The sequence below is a fragment of the Methylocapsa polymorpha genome, assembly GCF_045689225.1.
Taxonomy (GTDB): domain Bacteria; phylum Pseudomonadota; class Alphaproteobacteria; order Rhizobiales; family Beijerinckiaceae; genus Methylocapsa; species Methylocapsa polymorpha.
In genome coordinates this window covers 995,454-1,010,920 of the sequence record NZ_CP136862.1, presented here as the reverse complement: position 1 = coordinate 1,010,920, position 15,467 = coordinate 995,454, and the positions used below count along the sequence as shown (strand labels likewise).

Below are 15,467 nucleotides of genomic sequence, written 5' to 3'. Positions count from 1 at the left end.
ACGCGTTCCCCATTCACATCTTATGATGGGCGTGGTCGTGCCCGGCATGTTCGTCCTCAGCCGAGGCCGCGTCTTCCTTCGGCGCCGTGTCGTCCTGCTCGACCATGAAGGTGACCGGCACGCTATGCAGCTTCTCGAACACGAGAGTTCCGTCGACTTCGTCGTCCGCCGTCAGGGCCTTCGTGATCTTGCCGAACCTGAATTGATAGGTGGTCGGCGACAGCTCGACGCTCCCATGCGCAGGAATGACGAGACCTTCTTCAAACGGTTGCGACGTAAAATGACCGTTGCTCTCGGTCAGCTTGTACAATACGCCCGCGCCCGCGCCTTCGATCGTGGCGCCTAGAAGACGCTCCGGCTCGTCGCCGTCATTATGGATTTCGATGATGCAGGAATAGGTGCCAGGCGCGCCTTCGGCCGCCTCGTGAACCCATGGATGCCCGATCTTCAATTTGCCGACGGCCACTTGATGCGCGGCGGCCGGCGAAAACATCGCGATTGCGAGCGCAAGAGACACAATAGTCGGCAGAACCGAAACCTTCATTGCACGTCCTCCAGCTTGATCGACCGGCGTCGACTTGAAGTATTTTGCGGGCATTAAGCATGGAACGGGTCAAGCGAGCAAGAAATGCGAAACATCGGCCGCGGGTCGCTTTCCTTCTGCGCCAGCGAGCTAACCTTTAGCGCGGCGGCCGATCGCGACAGTAGGTCGCAGCTGTTGGCGGGGCTCTGAGCCGGCAGCCTCTCCTCGCCGCCGCCGACCGGCTCATGCGGCGCCTTGGCTCTAAATCAAGGAGCATGGCCCAAGCCGTTCTCTCCCGCCTGGAGACTCCGGCGCAATTTGCGTCGCCGCGCTTTTCGCGCCGAGGCGCATTCATTTCAGCGACTTCCGCGAAATAGCGCATCTTGCGCCTTAGGGCTCTTTCGATGAGACGATTTTGAAGCCGATCCAAGTAGATCCTTGGACTAATTCCCTCAACGCCAGGAACAAGCGGCGGCGCGGCGGCAAGGGCATAACTATTTTCGATGGGGCGGATAACAATAAACGATTTTATCTGCTCATGCGCCGCGCGTAACCTCCCGGCACGCTGAAGGAGCATGAGACGTAAGCATCATGCCCGCTATCGGCGCGGGGAATCGATCAAAGAGGCATATGAGATGAGCCTGATAACTGAAACAACACCTAGCCGCGCGGACGCCACAGCGGCCTCTGCAGCGAAGCTCGTATGGGATCCGAAGCCGATGGTCATCGGCTGCGCCGTTCTGTCCCTGTTCTACATCGGCGTGCGCATCTACGAGCAAGTCTTCGGCTGGTACGCCGGGCTGGACTCGTTCTCCCCGGAATTCCAGAAATATTGGATGACCATCCTCTACATCGAGGAGCCGCTCGAGCTGATCTCCTTCCTTGGGATCATCGGCTATCTCTGGAAGACGCGCCCGAATGATCTTGCAACCGTCGCCCCGCGCGAAGAGTTGCGGCGCATCTTCTACCTGCTGAACTGGATCCTGGTCTACGGCCTCGCGATCTACTGGGGCGCCAGCTATTTCACCGAGCAGGACGGCACCTGGCATCAGACGGTCATTCGCGACACCGACTTCACGCCAAGCCACATCATCGAGTTCTACATGAGCTATCCGATCTACATCATCATCGGTGTGGGCGGCTTCGTTTATGCTCGGACCCGGCTCCCGACCTTCGGCTCGCATGGCTATTCGATCGCCTATCTGCTGCTGTTCGTCGGCCCGTTCATGATCTTCCCGAACGTCGCGCTCAATGAATGGGGCCACACGTTCTGGTTCATGGAAGAGCTTTTCGTCGCTCCTCTGCACTGGATGTTCGTGTTCTTCGGCTGGTTCGCCCTCGCGGTGTTCGGCGTGTCGCTGCAGATCCTCGGCCGGATCAAGGAGCTTTGCGCTGGCTATGAGGACGTCGTCGGCCTCGAGCCGGCGGAATAATAATGAGCGTTGGCGGCGAGGATCGTTTGAAGATCCGAACCGCCCGCGATTGACCGAGGACGCGGTCGTTTCTCGAAGGACAACCGGCTTGAGGAACGGCCGCCCCGGAGCATGTTTCCGAAAAAGTTGATCGACTTTTTCGATCAGAGCCTGCTCCAACTCTTTGAATTTGAGCGGGTCCTTTTCGATCGGATGATTCCGTCCGACCGAAAAGGACCCGCTCTAGGGAACAACTGCTTTTGGGGATTGTGACAAACTGAAATTGCTCCGATAATCCGGCGCCGGCGGTCCGGCAATAATGTCCGGCGGAGCAAAGGCGCGTTAAGAACGCCAGTTCCCCCGCGAGAGCCGCAGAGCTCCGGCGGGGGAAGCAATTTGGAGAGGGTGGAAAGATGTTCGTTCGAGCGGCAAGCGCCGGTCTCTTTGCAATGAGTCTGCTATCCTCCGTCGCCTGCGCCGACGCCATCTTGAGCTCGGACAATGACAGCAAGTGCGTGTTGAGGGTTGGGCCGGATCTCATCCATGTCACGGCCTATCAGGCGCAAGATCCCCGCGCGGAATTTTGCAGGGATATTCCCAATATTGGGCCGGTCATTATCGTGCTCGACTATGTCGACGCCGAGCTGCGCAACATGATGGCCGACATTCGCGTCATCAAGGACGTTGGCGGCGGCGCCGATATGTCAGGCGCGCCAAACATCCTGAGCGACGCCGAAGTGGCGCCTGAAGCTCTCGACTCGGTCACGGAACGGCATTTGCCTGCCAAGCTTTACCCGACAGGCATCATCAGCTTTCAGCACAACTTCACCAGCGCTGGCACATATCATGGAATCGTCACGGTCAAGAACGAGCATGGCCAGATCTACGTTTCCCAATTCCCGTTCTCCGTGGGACAAGCCCATAGAGGAGCCATATTGTTCTATGGCTTGATCGCCGCGTCCATCGTCGCGGGGGCTTTCGGCTATTGGATTTATTCGCGGAGATACGGAGCCGTCCCGTCGAGCAAGAAGGCGTGAATCAATGCGGTCGGGGCCGACGCCTCGTCAGGCGTTTGGGCGTCGCATCACTTTTGGCGATCAATTTGGGAAACGGTCAATCCGCCCAGCAGCGGCGCCCCGCGAATTTGATGAATTCTTCGAGATCGGCGTCCTTTCGATCGCTCGACCACATGAGCCCGACCTCCCGGACGATTCCCAGATCCGAAACGGGCACCTGCTTGACGCCGGGCGCGTCGAAATGAGCGGGAACAAAGGCTAATCCAATTCCAGCCGCGACGAGAGCCAGGGCCCTGTCATCCTGGTCCGTCTGATACACAACCCGCACCTTGACGCCGCGAGAGACGAGCACATTGGCTGCGTCATGATAAAAGTCGCAACGCGTCCGCAAGATAAAAGGCTCGTCGTGAAGATCGGCGAGCGTCACGCTTTGCCGCCGCGCGAAGCGATGATCCTCAGGGACAGCCAACACGTAGGGCTCTTTGAACAGAACCTGACTCGCGAATTTAGAGGCGTCGCCATCCAAGATAGTGAGTATCGCGTCGAGCTGCTGTTCGTCGAGAAATTCGATTAATTGCTCACAAGACCCATCAAACACTTCGATTGCGACAAGCGGGTTGGCGCGCCGGAAAGAGCTCAGCAGCTTGGAAACGTGGCGGCTCGAAAGCGATTGCAGGATCCCTATTCTCAGAAGCTTCGGCGTGTTGATCGTCTTGAGTTCGGCTTTCACCTTATTGCAGGCGTTCAGAATGGCTTTGCCCGCCTCAAGCAAATGCGCTCCAGCCGCCGTTGGGACAACCGGGGAGCGCCGGCGGTCGAGCAATTTGACGTCGAGCTCCGCTTCGAGTCTTGCTATGCTGGCCGAGATCGCGGGCTGCGACACCGCCGCGCGCTGAGCGCCTTTCGTGAAACTCCCTGTCTCGATGACGGCGACGAAATGTTTTATCTGATAGAGTTCCATGCGCGATAAATATCGACTTAGTTGGACAGAAAAAAGAAATTTGTTTTCAAGCTTGGCCGAGTCGTTGCGCGACAGCTTCGCCGGATTGTTTGGCGGCGTGGATTGGGCGGGACTTGAAATTCAATTATCTATGCACATCGGCTCGATCGCTTGGAGACCCTTCGATGCGCCTTAGTCTTTCACGGCTGGCGATTGCTCTGATCGCAGCGTTCGCGCTAACGGCGTTTGGGGTCCGGTTTTTCTTGCCGGCTCCGGCTCGGCCCGACGCCGCTTCGGCCGGGCTCGACGTCGGCGTCGCATCAGCTTGCAGTCCCGGCAGCCGAGCCGGCCAGGCGGGCCTCGACGACAGCGTGAAAACCGCCGACGGTCTCAAGATCACCGTGCGCACGCCGAGCGATTACGATCCGACGCGCGCCTATCCGCTGCTTGTCGTCTACCCGCCCGCTGGACAGGACCGGCGGGGGGCGGAGATTTTCTACGGCCTCACAACAGAGGCGACAGGGCGTGGGTTCATCGTCGCCTACAGCGACCATCTGAGACTGTCGCGCCAAGCTGTTTCGCAGCAGGCCAAGGTAGCCTCGACGGTTGAAAGCTTGTTCTGCGTCGATCCGGCGTCGATAGCCTATGTCGGGCATTCCGACGGCGCCACCATGGCCGAGGGAATAACCGCCTCCGTGCCGGACTCCGGCGTCGCCCCGCGCGCCATCGTTGCGAGCGCGGCGGGGATCACGCGCGAAGACCTCGACACATTGCCCTGTCCATCGGTGGCGTCGGTCTTGATCGTCCACAGCCGCGCCGACGCCCTTTTCCCCGACTTCGGCCGCGGGGCAGCCGCCTATTGGGGCCAATGCGCGGCCTGCGCGCCCCTTGATCTCGAGGGGATCGCCGAAGGCTGCCGCGATTTCTCCGGATGCGCTGCGGGGCGGCGCGTCGCCTATTGCGAAACCGGCGGGCCGCATAGTCGATGGCCGGGCATGAACGCGGCGATGCTCGACTTCATTCAGGGCGCCGCGGCGAAGTCGCCTTGAAGCGAGATTGGCGAAGCAGGAGCCGGTTTCGTGATAAAATTAAGCGATTATCTCCTTGACGTAAGTACTAATCATTTCGGTGCGTAGTGCCTCCGGCTCCGGTCATCCCCACCCTAAAACATAGTGAAACCTACCCGAATGCTGCCTGAAAAATACTAAAGTGCGGATAAATGCTAAAATCCGCATTTTGTATTGACTCGCCACCCGTGCCCGCATATAAGGCGTGGTCTCCGCTGAATGGGGTGCCCGCGATGCAGGAAGAACGAGCCGAGAACATAAATGAGTCTGTGCCTGGCGCCGGCTCCGCTGCCGTCGAGTCTAAACGGGAGGTCTCGTCGATCCAGTTCCCTTATGGTGACTTGGACGATGCTGTTGACTTCGCCAAGGGGGTGCATGCGGTCGGCGGCCAAAGTTGCCTAATTGAGCAATTGGCAGGTCATTTGCGGGTTGCTGCAAACGGAGGAGCATTTCGTGCTCGCCTTGCATATCCTCGCATTTTCGGACTTTGTGAATACGAGAGAGGGAGTGTCACGCTAACGCCTCTAGGGCTCCGCATCGTCGACCCTTCACAGGAAGAAGCCGCGCGCGTTGATGCCTTTCTTACGGTTCCCCTATACAGAGCTGTATACGAAAAATACAAAGGTTATACCTTGCCACCACCCGCTGCCCTTGAGCGCGAGATGGCCGGACTTGGGGTTTCCTCGAAACAGACTGACAAGGCCCGCCAAGTTTTCGACCGATCTGCAAAACAAGCTGGTTTCTATTGGGCTGGAACCGAACGTCTGACTCTTCCTGTGGTGAAATCTAAGCCTGACACCCGGCCGATAGAACCACCGTCAACGACCACCCATGTTGGGAGCGGCGCAGGCAACGGCGGCGACGATGATCTCGCCCTTGATCCCCTGCTAGTCGAACTTCTAAAAAAAATTCCATCAACTGGCGAACAATGGCCGGCAGCGCAACGCGTTCGTTGGTTTCGGACTTTTGCGATGAATGTGTCCCAGATTTACGACGATGATTCTTCGCCAGTTGATCTCAAGATCACCGTTGAGAGCGTATCACAGACGGGACAAAGCTAAACCGGTTGGCGATTAGCCAACCGGTTCAAAAGGCTTCATGCGCAGGAAGCGGGTTCTCTTGGCCGGGAACGCTTTAAGCGCCGACGGAGAGAAAGGAGATGCGTTATGTGGTTCATAACCCGGACATTACCGGTCCGCTCGTAAGGGCCTAGCTCCGCCATTCTCATTAAAAGTGGCAAACCCGCACCGCTTTTGGGAGGCAGTTCGCGCACTTCAGGTAACGATAGAAGATCGCACGTCCTGTCGCCGTTTTCAAGGGGAACCGGCACGGAGACGGTCAATGCGACCTCGCGTCCATGTCCGGGCATATGATCGCCATAGGTTCGGCGTGCTTGAGCACGTCCGCGCCCATACTAGGCGATGGCCCGGCCAACTCGAGTTTGATTTCGGATGAAAAGGTCGAGGGCGAATGCCCTCGATTTTCGGTCGCCGCGGCGATGCCCTAGAAGCATGTATGAGCGATTAGCATTAGTGAAAGCCATGGCGGAAGGTCGCGACTAGACGACTTTATCGCTCAAGAGGAAGCGCGCGCCTTTGCGGGCTGGCGAAAAGCTTCGCTGACTGGCTTTGTGGACAAGTCAGAGTCCCGGCGGATGGAGTTCGGGACGCGCGCGGCGGGATCGTGTTATGTTTTAAAAACTGGTCCGCGCCATCGAGGGGTCCTGCGTGCTCGCCATCCGCCTCGCCAAAATCGGCTGCGTCGCCGCCGTGGCCTTTTATGTTTCGCTTGTCGCCTTCAACAATATTACCGACTATTGGACGAACTTCGTCTTCGTCACCCATGTGCTCGACATGGACCAGATTTTTCCGCAGTCCGACATCCGTTGGCGGGCCGTAACATCGCCCATCCTCCATCATGTGGGCTATGTCCTGATTATTGTGGTTGAGATCCTTGTGGCGGGGCTCAACGCCATCGGCGCGATAATGATGGCTCGCCAATTGAAGGCGAAGGCTCAGCCGTTCCAACAGGCCAAAAGCTTCGCGGTCGCCGGGCTGGCGCTCGGCTTCCTGCTCTACGAGGGCGGCTTCGTCGCTGTGGGCGGTGAATGGTTCGGCATGTGGCAGTCGCAAACCTGGGATGGCGTGCCGAGCGCCTTCCGCATTGTCGTGATCATGCTCGGCGTCCTGATTTTCGTCTCGCTCAAGGACGAGGAGCCGGCCTGAAGCCGGAAAGCGTGGGGGCGGGGCGGTTGCAACGCGTCGTTCTCGTCGAAAGTGGGAGGGGGAGGATGAGCGTGCGCATGCGCCCTAGGGCTTCATTCGGCGAGGCGAATAGTTTCGATCGGCGCCGGGCGCTCTCGACGCTGCTTTGGGCCGATCTCGTCGGGGTCGCCCTGAGCGCGTCAGGGCCGGCTTCGGCGGGCGCGACTTACACGGCGCCGCTTCCCGAAGACGAGCATTTCATGCGAATGGCGATCGCGGAGGCGGCGCGGGGGGACATGCCCTTCGGCGCCGTCATCGTGCGCGACGGGCAAGTGGTCTCCACGGGCAGAAATCTGGGCCGAACCAACAACGATCCGACCGCGCATGGGGAAATGGAGGCGATCCGTCGCTTTGTCGCGTCGCGGCCGGCCGCGGAGCTTCAGGGGACGACGCTCTACACCTCCGGCGAGCCTTGTCCCATGTGCATGGGCGCCATCCTGTGGTGCGGCATCGGCCGAGTGGTTTTCGCGGCCTCGATCGACGAGCTCGCAACGAAGCTTGGGCAGATCATGCTTTCCAGCCGGGAGGTGGCGAACGCGGCCCCCTTCGCGAAAGTCGCCATCACCGGCGGCGTGCTTGCCGCCGAAGCCCTGGCGCTGTTTCCGGCGTGAACCCTTAAGGCTGGCTCGCGCCGACGCTTCGCCGCAAGCTGAGCACGCCTCTCGCAGAGCAGCCGCTCAATGGGCGTGGACGTCTGGGGGTGGGGCTCTGAGGGGCTCCTTTGCGAGGAGCTGCAGCTGCTCCTCTAGAAGACTGAGGTCGCCCCAGCCGCCGGCGCCGCTCTCCTGCGACGGGATCCAGCGGCCGCGAATATAGCCGGAGCGGTCGATCAAGAACTCCACATGCTCGATTGGGACCCGCGCCGCGTCGACCTTCGCGTCGGCGAAAGTGCGGGTGAGCAGGCCATAGGCGGCGAAGGCGTAGTCCTGGTTCTGATTCACCGTGAGGATCTTGCCCGCCGCGCGCTCGCGCAAGGCGTCGCCCGTCTTGGGCGGAGCTATTAGCACGATCTTGGCGCCGAGATCGCTCAGGCGCTGGCGGGCGGAAAGCAATTGCTCGAGCCGCGCCTCATCCTCCGCGCCGCCCGGCGAAAACACGAGAAGAAGCGCGGATTTGCCGCGATAATCGACATCGAGGCCGGTGACGCCATTCTCATCGGTCAGCGAGAAGTCGGGGGGCGCCATCCAGGCCTGGCCGACCGCGATCGTCGGGCCGATGACGCGGCCCTGGTAGCCGACCGAGAAGGCGCCCATGAAATTGATGATCTCCCAGCGCGCGTCCTCGCTCAATATTTCGTCGAAGGCGGGCATGCCGGAAGGCAGAATGCCATGGGTCACCCACCAATAGAGGTCGCCGCCGGTGTGCAGCGCCGTGTGCGGGGCCGAGAAGTCGGCTGGAATTCGCGGCAAGGTCTTCGCCAAGGGGCCGTTGCCCAAGCCGCTGACCCCATGGCAGGGCGTGCAATTTTGCTCGAAATGATCGAGGCCGCTGGCGATCGCCTCCACCGAATAGGGAATGTCCGAACCGAGGAACGTATCGGGATAGGCCTGCACCGAAATGGCGGGCAGCGCCAAGCCGGCTCCCGCGACGGCGACGACGGCGCCCGCAATGAAAGCCGGGCGGGTCTGGCCTGGCTTGAAGCTGGCCGGCCGCAGCTTGGGGAAGGCGGCGAGGCCGATGAGGCCGAGGCCGAGCAAGGCCAGGGCCGCGCCGCCGATCACATAGGCCGCGACCCACGGCCCGCCCCAGGTCGCTGCGATCGAGAAGCGGAACGGCAGCGGCCAGACAATGTCTTCGTGCTCGTTGCGGCCGGCCAGATAAGAGGCGAAAATCACGATGAGGACGGCCAAAGCCGTTTCGACCTTGACCCGCCTGGCGTAGCTCAGGAACGTGGCGTCGGAGGGTTTTCCTTCAAGCTCCGGCAGCAGCTTCAGCTGCAGGCTGCGCGCGATCGCCAGCACGCCGGCGAGGCAGAGCAGCTTGGCGACCAGCAGGCGACCGTAGGTCGTGCCGATCAGCGGCGCGAATTCGCCGAGGATGAGCCAAGTCAGCACGACGCCGCTGACAAGGATCGCCGCCATGGCGATCGTGGCGATCTGGGAAAATTGGCGCAGGATGAGGGCGGCCAGGCGGCGGCTGTCGTCGGCGACCGGACCGACGCCGATCAGCAGGATGAGGGCGGGGAGGCCGCCGAGCCAGAGGCCGAACCCTATGCGATGCGCGATGGCGGCGAAGATCGCGAGCGCTTTCGGATCGGCCGAGGTCGGATGGCTCGCGAAGGAGAAGGTCGCCAGGCCGAGGCCGGCGACGATCGCGGCCAGCAGCGACAGGTCGGAGGTCGAGGTTTTTTCGAGCCGGAGCCAGGCGACGCCGGCAAGCAGAGCCGCCGCGAAGGCGTAGCCGATCTCGACGGCCATGACCCGGCCGGCCCAGGTTTGCCGGAGAAAGACCTGCAGCGCCCCGGCGTTGAACGCCAAGGTCCCGGCCTCGGCCGCGCCGGACGCGGTCCATGTTGCAAAGAGGGCGGTCGCGATGAGGCCGACGACGCCCGAGGCTGCGATCAAAAGAACAACGCGGCGGCGCCATTCGAGGCCGCCCGACGACGCCCGCGCGTCTTGCGCGTACCAGATCAAAAAGCCGGAACCCAACACGATCGCGGCCGCGATCGTCGCAACGGCTCGCGCAATGGCAAGCGGGTCGAGCATGTTCCAAGCGACCTTGTTTTTATTGTGGTTTTATTTCGTCGTTCTATTGCGTCAAAGCTTTCGCAGCGCCCGCGTTTGCGGCCCCCACATTGAAGGTGAGCTGCGACTCGACCACATGGCCGTCAACCGACAGGACGTGATAGGCGATCACCACCGGCCCATTCGGCAAATTGTCGGGAAGGAGGCCGATCAGCAGGCGCGGGTCGGAGGGGTCGCCATGGTTTTCGAGAGGAACCTTGTCGCCGCTCGCCGGAACCAGCCATAGCTTCGCGAAGGCCGGCTCGATCGACTCGTTGAACCAAAGCTTCAGCTCTTTCGGCGCCGAGTCGAGAACTGCCCGCGCCGGCGGCTCCGACCGCACAAGCCGCGAATGCGCAAGCGCCCCGGAAACGCAAACCCCAAACCCAAACATAGCCGCGAAGCCAAAGATGAACGCGCGGCGCACCGCTCGCGAAGGCGCCCCGGCCAATTGTCGATCGCCGGGTCCGAGATTTTCGCTATGGAGAGGAAGATGACCGCGCCGAGAAAAGTCGCAATGGCGACGAAAATCGAGATTCACGCTTTCGTTCCTCCCTAATAGCTAAAAGCTGGATCGCAGCATTGCGACCTCGATTTACTTTATCGACCGCTACCATCTTATCCCGCGTCTGTCATTGTCAAACTGGCAACGATCAGGCCGCGCAAACTGGCTCATTTCGTCGCAATCCGCGGCTCTGCAATCGAGTGTCTGGCGGTTCCCGCATGCAGGGATCTTAGCACCTGCAAAATGTGATAAATAAGTCATAGCGGACGACGGATGAAGCGCAAGCTGCAACGATCGATTGACAAAAAATCGTGTTGGCGTGAACCCTTCAACGACAGAAAGAGGAGGGAAGTCCATGATGTCTGCAATGCGCTTATGTGCCGCGGCGTTGATCGCCGCCCTCGCGATCACTCGTGCCGAGGCGGCTGACTTAGCGCCAACGCTGGTCGAGCCTCTGCCCCCGCCGGCCCCAACGTTCTACCTCCATGTGGGGGCGCTCGGCGCGTTCTTTAACACCAACGCGCAATCCACCGGGGGCGGCTACTTTAACAATGTTGCGGGCATCGCGACCATTTCGAACATTGCGACCCGGCCGAATTACACAGTGGGGCTGGAGCTCGGATATTTCATCACGCCCAATATCGCGATTGCTTTGAGCGCCGGCGTGCCGCCGACCCTGCATCTCAAGGCGACGGGGTTCACCGCCAATAGCATCTTCGGGACCGATCTCCTGGGAAGCACGCGCTGGGGCCCCGCCATGGCGCTCTTGCAATATCACATCACGCAATGGGGCCCCATTCAGCCCTACGCCGGCATCGGCGCCGTCTATCTTCTCAACTTCGGCAATATCTCCGACGGCATTCTCGTGAATAATTTCAGCGTCGACCAGAATTTCGGGCTGGCTCTCCAGCTCGGCACTGACATTATGCTCACGCAGAACCTCGGCGTGTATGTCGACGCCAAGAAGCTGTTCCTCTCCACGGATGCAAACGGGACCCTTGTTGGATTGGGCATTCCAATTCGCACGCATGTGCAGCTCGACCCGTGGGTCATCGGGACTGGCGTCACGGTCAAGTTCTGATTTAGCGAACACGTAGTCCGGGGCGCTTGCCCTCGGACCGCGGGTCATGTGGGCGAAGCGGTTTTGAGAGCTCGGCTCTCGGGGCCGAGCAGGGACCTTGCGGAATCAGCTAAAACTTAGTGCGCTTGGCGCTGGTTTCCGGTGAACGATGGTTCGCCGGAAACTTCTTTTTGAGGCCGCGTCGCGCTCGGATAAACAACAAATGACGGGATAGTTGCAGAGGCGGGCCTAGCTCGCCGCTTTTGGGCCGCCGCGCGAGATGCCGACCTTGGCAGGGCGAAGGACTCGATCGCCGATGGCGTAGCCCGGTTCGACCACCTGCACGACCGTCCCGTTCGGGACGCTCTCGTCCGGCACCTCGAAAAGCGCCTCCTGCATATTCGGGTCGAATTTCCCGCCCTGCGGATCAAGTTTCTTCACGCCATATTTGTCGAGCCGAGAGGCGAAGTCGCGCTCGGTGAGCTCTATGCCGTCGATCAACGCCTGTACTGGACCTTCCGCTCGCTCGCGGATTTCGGCCGGAACGTTCTCGATCGCGCGGCGCAGATTATCGGCGAATGTCAGCATGTCGCGGGCGAACGAGGTCACGCCATAGGCCTTCGCGTCGGCCACCTCGCGTTCAGTGCGCCGGCGCAAGTTTTCCATGTCCGCAAGCGTGCGGAGAAGTTTGTCTTTCAAATCGGCGTTTTCGAGCTGAAGATTCTCAAGAACGGCGAAAGGATCGGGATCGCCGGCCCGCTGCTTCGCCGCCTGATCGGCAAGCGCCGCGGCGTCCCCGCTTGCATTGGTCGCGTCATTATTGGGCTTCTTTGAATCGTTCATGATCGCTCTGCTGAGTGACAAACCACGTTGGGATATCAGTTTTCCGCCGGCAAAAATCAAGCTCTTCCGCAAATGGCCCAGCTTGAGGGCGGGCGTCGGCTTTGCGCCGAACAGTTCTAAAGCGCCAGCGGCCCGTTCGTTTCACGGATTTTCTTTTTCTTTCGCCGCCGCGCCGCCAGATGGACGCGATCGGCCGGGACTTGTTCGATGATCAAGATGGTCAAAAGAACTGTCACTTTTCCGTCGTAGACCGCCCCGTCATTTGGAGCCAGCTCGTTCCAGCGGGGCGCGGGCGCCAGCGCCGATTCCTCGGGCGCTACGTGGCCGCCGCCAAGGGTTTCAGAAAAGTCTTCAGGAGAAGGCGGCGGACCAGCTCCTGCTGCTCAGGCAAAGTGATTTTGGCGCCTGAGAGGTCGGTGACATAGAAGACGTCGGCGGCTTTTTCCCCGAATGTCGCAATATGCGCCGACGCTATGTTGAGATCGAGCCTGGAGAGGATCGTCGTCAAATCGAACAGGAGGCCCGGACGATCGAGGCCCGACACTTCAATGACGGTAAAGCGATTGGATAGCGTATTGTCGATCGTGACTTCGGGATGGAGCCGAAACGTGTTGAGCTTGGGGCTCGATTGGCTGGCCCTTGTAGCGACCATGTCCTGCAGCTTGATGGCGCCATTGAGCGCGTGCTCGATCGCGAAGGCGATCCTGCCGGCGCGCCGCAGTTCATCCTCGTCAAAGTCGAAGGCGCGCGACACGAAAATAGTGTCGAGGGCTGTTCCGTCCGTCGTCGTGAACGCTTGGGCGTCGACGATATTGGCCGCCGCCGCCGCGCAGGCGCCTGCGATGATGGACAAGAGCCGCGGATGATCGGGCGCGACGACGGTGAGCTCGGTCACGCCGCGGGAAGAGTCGGCGACAATATGCGTCACCGGCCCAGGCATCTCGACCTCGGTCATGTTCATGAGCTTGGCGTGAAGGGTCTTTTGCGCGAGATCGGTCTTCAGCCAATAGGCCTGTGGAAGGCGAGCGGCATAGGCTTCAAAATCGAGGTCCGTCCATGCCGGCAGGGCGCTCCGCAGCTCCGCGCGCGCTTGCGCCACGCGCCGCTTGCGGTCGATCGTCGAATGGCCGCCGGCGAGCACGACCTCGGTCTCCCAATAGAGCGTGCGCAGCAGCTCGGCTTTCCAATTGTTCCAGACCCCCGGCCCGACGGCGCGTATGTCGCAAATCGTCACGATGAACAGCATTTTCAGCCGCTCGATCGTTTGGACGCAGTTGGCGAAAGTGGCGATCGTCTTGCGGTCGCCGAGATCGCGCCGTTGCGCCGTATCGGACATGATCAAATGATTTTCGACGAGCCAGGCGACAGTCTCCGTATCGGCTTCCGAGAGGCCGAGACGAGGACAAAGCGCGCGCGCGACGGCGGTCCCGGCCAAGGAATGGTCTTCCATCCGCCCCTTGGCTATGTCGTGCAGGAAAAGCGCCAGTATGACGGCGGTCCGATTGCCGATTGAATGCAGGACCTCGCTTGCCAGAGGATGGTCGCCGGTAAGCTTATTCTGTTCGATATCGGCGAAATTGCCGACCGCGCGCAGAAGATGCTCGTCCACCGTGTAATGGTGATACATGTTGAACTGCATCAACGCGACGATGCGGCCGAAGTCCGGCACGAAACGTCCGAGAACGCCGGCCTCGTTCATGAGCCGCAGCACGATCTCCGGCGAGTTGCGCGAGGTCAGAATTCCGAGAAAGAGCCGGTTCGCTTCAGCGTCCTCGCGCAATTTCGCGTCGATGAGCTTCAGGGACAACGTGACGAATCTCGTCGCGTCGGGATGGACCGCCAATCCGTTGCGATCGGCGACCCAGAACAGCCGGATGAGATTGACTGGGTCGCGGGCGAAAACTTCAGGTCCCGGAACCGTGACGCGGCCATTTTCAATGGCGAAATCGCCGGTTGCGAACATTTTCTGCGTGCGCGGCCCAGGCCCGAAACGATCGAGCTTGGCGTAAGGCTTCGCCTGCTTTTCCTCCAGCGCGGCGCAGACGATCGCGGTCAAATCGCCCACGTCCTTGGCGATGAGGAAATAATGCTTCATGAAGCGCTCGACGCTCGCGAGGCCGCCGCGGGTCGAATAGCCGAGCCGCGCGGCGATCTGGCGCTGATGGTCGAAGGTGAGCCTTTCCTCCGCCCTCCCGGTCAGGAAGTGGAGATGGCAGCGCACCCGCCAAAGAAATTCCTCGCAGCGGCAGAAGAGCCGGTATTCGGAGCGCGAAAACAGGCCGGCGCCGACCAGATCAGCCGCTTCGCGCACCTGGTAGACGTATTTGGCGATCCAAAACAGCGTGTTGAGATCGCGTAAGCCGCCCTTTCCTTCCTTGACATTGGGTTCGACGAGATAGCGCGAGCGACCCGCCCGCACGACGCGCGCATCGCGTTCGGCGAGCTTGGCGGCGACGAATTCCGCCGCCGTTCCTGCTACGATCTCCCGCTCAAAACGCGTCCGCATCCTTTCGAACAGGCGTCTGTCGCCGAGGAGCAAGCGGGCCTCGAGCAACGCCGTGCGAATGGTCATATCCGCTTTGGCCTCGGTCAGGCACTCCTCCACCGTGCGGGTCGAATGCCCGACCTTCTGGCCGAGATCCCAAAGGACATAGAGAATCGCCTCGACCACGCGCTCGCCATGTCCGCGCGATGAGTCGGGCAGAAGAAAAAGGAGATCGATGTCGGAGCCCGGCGCGAGCGTCGCGCGGCCATAACCGCCGACGGCGGCGATCACGCAGGCCTTGCCGGCCGCGTCGCCTTCCTCAGGATGAATATATGCGATTACATATTCGTGGATTGCGCGGATCAGCTCGTCTTCGACATGCGCCAGCTGGCCGGCGCAGGCAAGCCCGCCGCCATTGGTTTCGAGCGCCTTTTGGGCCAGAGCCCGGCCCTGGTCGAGAGCGGCGCGAAACAGGGCGATCACATTCTTGCGCAAGTCGGCGGCCGGCTCGCCGCCGGCGTGGAGCGCCGCGAGCTTGGCGCGAAGCCCGGCTCGATCGATCAGCGCCGTCTGCGGCAAGATCATCCGGCTGCGCCGGCGCCGCGCCGGCGAAACTGTATCGAGCATGG

At 61.0% G+C, this 15,467-nt stretch carries 15 protein-coding genes; 9 read left to right on the top strand and 6 right to left on the bottom strand.

Annotated elements, in window-relative coordinates:
• Positions 1–13 precede the first annotated feature (13 nt).
• Positions 14–544 carry a copper chaperone PCu(A)C gene (locus tag RZS28_RS04730; protein ID WP_407340188.1) on the bottom strand — a complete coding sequence of 177 codons (531 nt, stop codon included), beginning with the start codon at positions 542–544 and terminating at the stop codon, positions 14–16.
• 614 nt (positions 545–1,158) lie between these two features.
• On the opposite strand from RZS28_RS04730, the gene amoC reads away from it, so the two are divergent.
• Together amoC and RZS28_RS04720 are read left to right on the top strand one after the other, a co-directional pair.
• On the top strand, positions 1,159–1,956 hold the full coding sequence (gene amoC / locus RZS28_RS04725; protein ID WP_407340187.1) for a bacterial ammonia monooxygenase, subunit AmoC: 798 nt from the start codon (positions 1,159–1,161) through the stop codon (positions 1,954–1,956).
• Between the two features lie 428 nt (positions 1,957–2,384).
• Complete coding sequence (locus RZS28_RS04720; RefSeq protein WP_407340186.1) at positions 2,385–2,972, top strand: hypothetical protein; 588 nt, start codon at positions 2,385–2,387, stop codon at positions 2,970–2,972.
• Positions 2,973–3,048: 76 nt separating this feature from the next.
• Here the strand turns inward: RZS28_RS04720 and RZS28_RS04715 are convergent, their stop codons facing one another.
• Positions 3,049–3,912: a LysR family transcriptional regulator gene (locus tag RZS28_RS04715; protein ID WP_407340185.1), complete on the bottom strand. Its 864-nt coding sequence runs from the start codon at positions 3,910–3,912 to the stop codon at positions 3,049–3,051.
• Between RZS28_RS04715 and RZS28_RS04710 the strand changes: the two genes are divergently transcribed.
• The 5 genes from RZS28_RS04710 to RZS28_RS04690 all read left to right on the top strand — a co-directional run bounded on the left by RZS28_RS04710 (position 3,911) and on the right by RZS28_RS04690 (position 7,833).
• On the top strand, positions 3,911–4,087 hold the full coding sequence (locus RZS28_RS04710; protein ID WP_407340184.1) for a hypothetical protein: 177 nt from the start codon (positions 3,911–3,913) through the stop codon (positions 4,085–4,087). The genes RZS28_RS04715 and RZS28_RS04710 overlap by 2 nt on opposite strands.
• Positions 4,077–4,940: a hypothetical protein gene (locus tag RZS28_RS04705; protein ID WP_407340183.1), complete on the top strand. Its 864-nt coding sequence runs from the start codon at positions 4,077–4,079 to the stop codon at positions 4,938–4,940. The genes RZS28_RS04710 and RZS28_RS04705 overlap by 11 nt, the downstream gene beginning before the upstream one ends.
• 251 nt (positions 4,941–5,191) lie before the next feature.
• Positions 5,192–6,019, top strand: coding sequence for a hypothetical protein (locus RZS28_RS04700; protein WP_407340181.1), 828 nt, complete (start codon positions 5,192–5,194; stop codon positions 6,017–6,019).
• A 666-nt stretch (positions 6,020–6,685) separates the two neighbouring features.
• The gene (locus RZS28_RS04695) at positions 6,686–7,183 is read left to right on the top strand and encodes a DUF2165 family protein (RefSeq protein ID WP_407340179.1); all 498 of its coding nucleotides are present in this window, start codon (positions 6,686–6,688) and stop codon (positions 7,181–7,183) included.
• A gap of 77 nt (positions 7,184–7,260) precedes the next feature.
• Positions 7,261–7,833, top strand: a complete 573-nt coding sequence (locus RZS28_RS04690) for a nucleoside deaminase (RefSeq protein ID WP_407340177.1) — start codon at positions 7,261–7,263, stop codon at positions 7,831–7,833.
• 66 nt (positions 7,834–7,899) lie between these two features.
• On the opposite strand, the gene RZS28_RS04685 is transcribed toward RZS28_RS04690, so the two are convergent.
• Positions 7,900–9,927: a CopD family protein gene (locus RZS28_RS04685; protein ID WP_407340175.1), complete on the bottom strand. Its 2,028-nt coding sequence runs from the start codon at positions 9,925–9,927 to the stop codon at positions 7,900–7,902.
• Positions 9,928–9,970: 43 nt separating this feature from the next.
• Positions 9,971–10,339: a copper resistance protein CopC gene (locus RZS28_RS04680; protein ID WP_407340173.1), complete on the bottom strand. Its 369-nt coding sequence runs from the start codon at positions 10,337–10,339 to the stop codon at positions 9,971–9,973.
• A 466-nt stretch (positions 10,340–10,805) separates the two neighbouring features.
• Here RZS28_RS04680 and RZS28_RS04675 point away from each other — a divergent pair, with 466 nt between their 5' ends.
• Positions 10,806–11,531, top strand: a complete 726-nt coding sequence (locus RZS28_RS04675; protein WP_407340171.1) for an OmpW/AlkL family protein — start codon at positions 10,806–10,808, stop codon at positions 11,529–11,531.
• A 228-nt stretch (positions 11,532–11,759) separates the two neighbouring features.
• On the opposite strand, the gene grpE is transcribed toward RZS28_RS04675, so the two are convergent.
• Complete coding sequence (gene grpE / locus RZS28_RS04670; RefSeq protein ID WP_407340169.1) at positions 11,760–12,353, bottom strand: nucleotide exchange factor GrpE; 594 nt, start codon at positions 12,351–12,353, stop codon at positions 11,760–11,762.
• Between grpE and RZS28_RS04665 the strand changes: the two genes are divergently transcribed.
• Complete coding sequence (locus tag RZS28_RS04665) at positions 12,352–12,564, top strand: hypothetical protein (protein WP_407340167.1); 213 nt, start codon at positions 12,352–12,354, stop codon at positions 12,562–12,564. The two genes, grpE and RZS28_RS04665, sit on opposite strands and share 2 nt — an antisense overlap.
• Before the next feature lie 105 nt (positions 12,565–12,669).
• On the opposite strand, the gene RZS28_RS04660 is transcribed toward RZS28_RS04665, so the two are convergent.
• Positions 12,670–15,465 (bottom strand): [protein-PII] uridylyltransferase, encoded by a 2,796-nt coding sequence (locus RZS28_RS04660; RefSeq protein WP_407340165.1) that lies wholly within the window; start codon positions 15,463–15,465, stop codon positions 12,670–12,672.
• Positions 15,466–15,467: the final 2 nt, after the last annotated feature.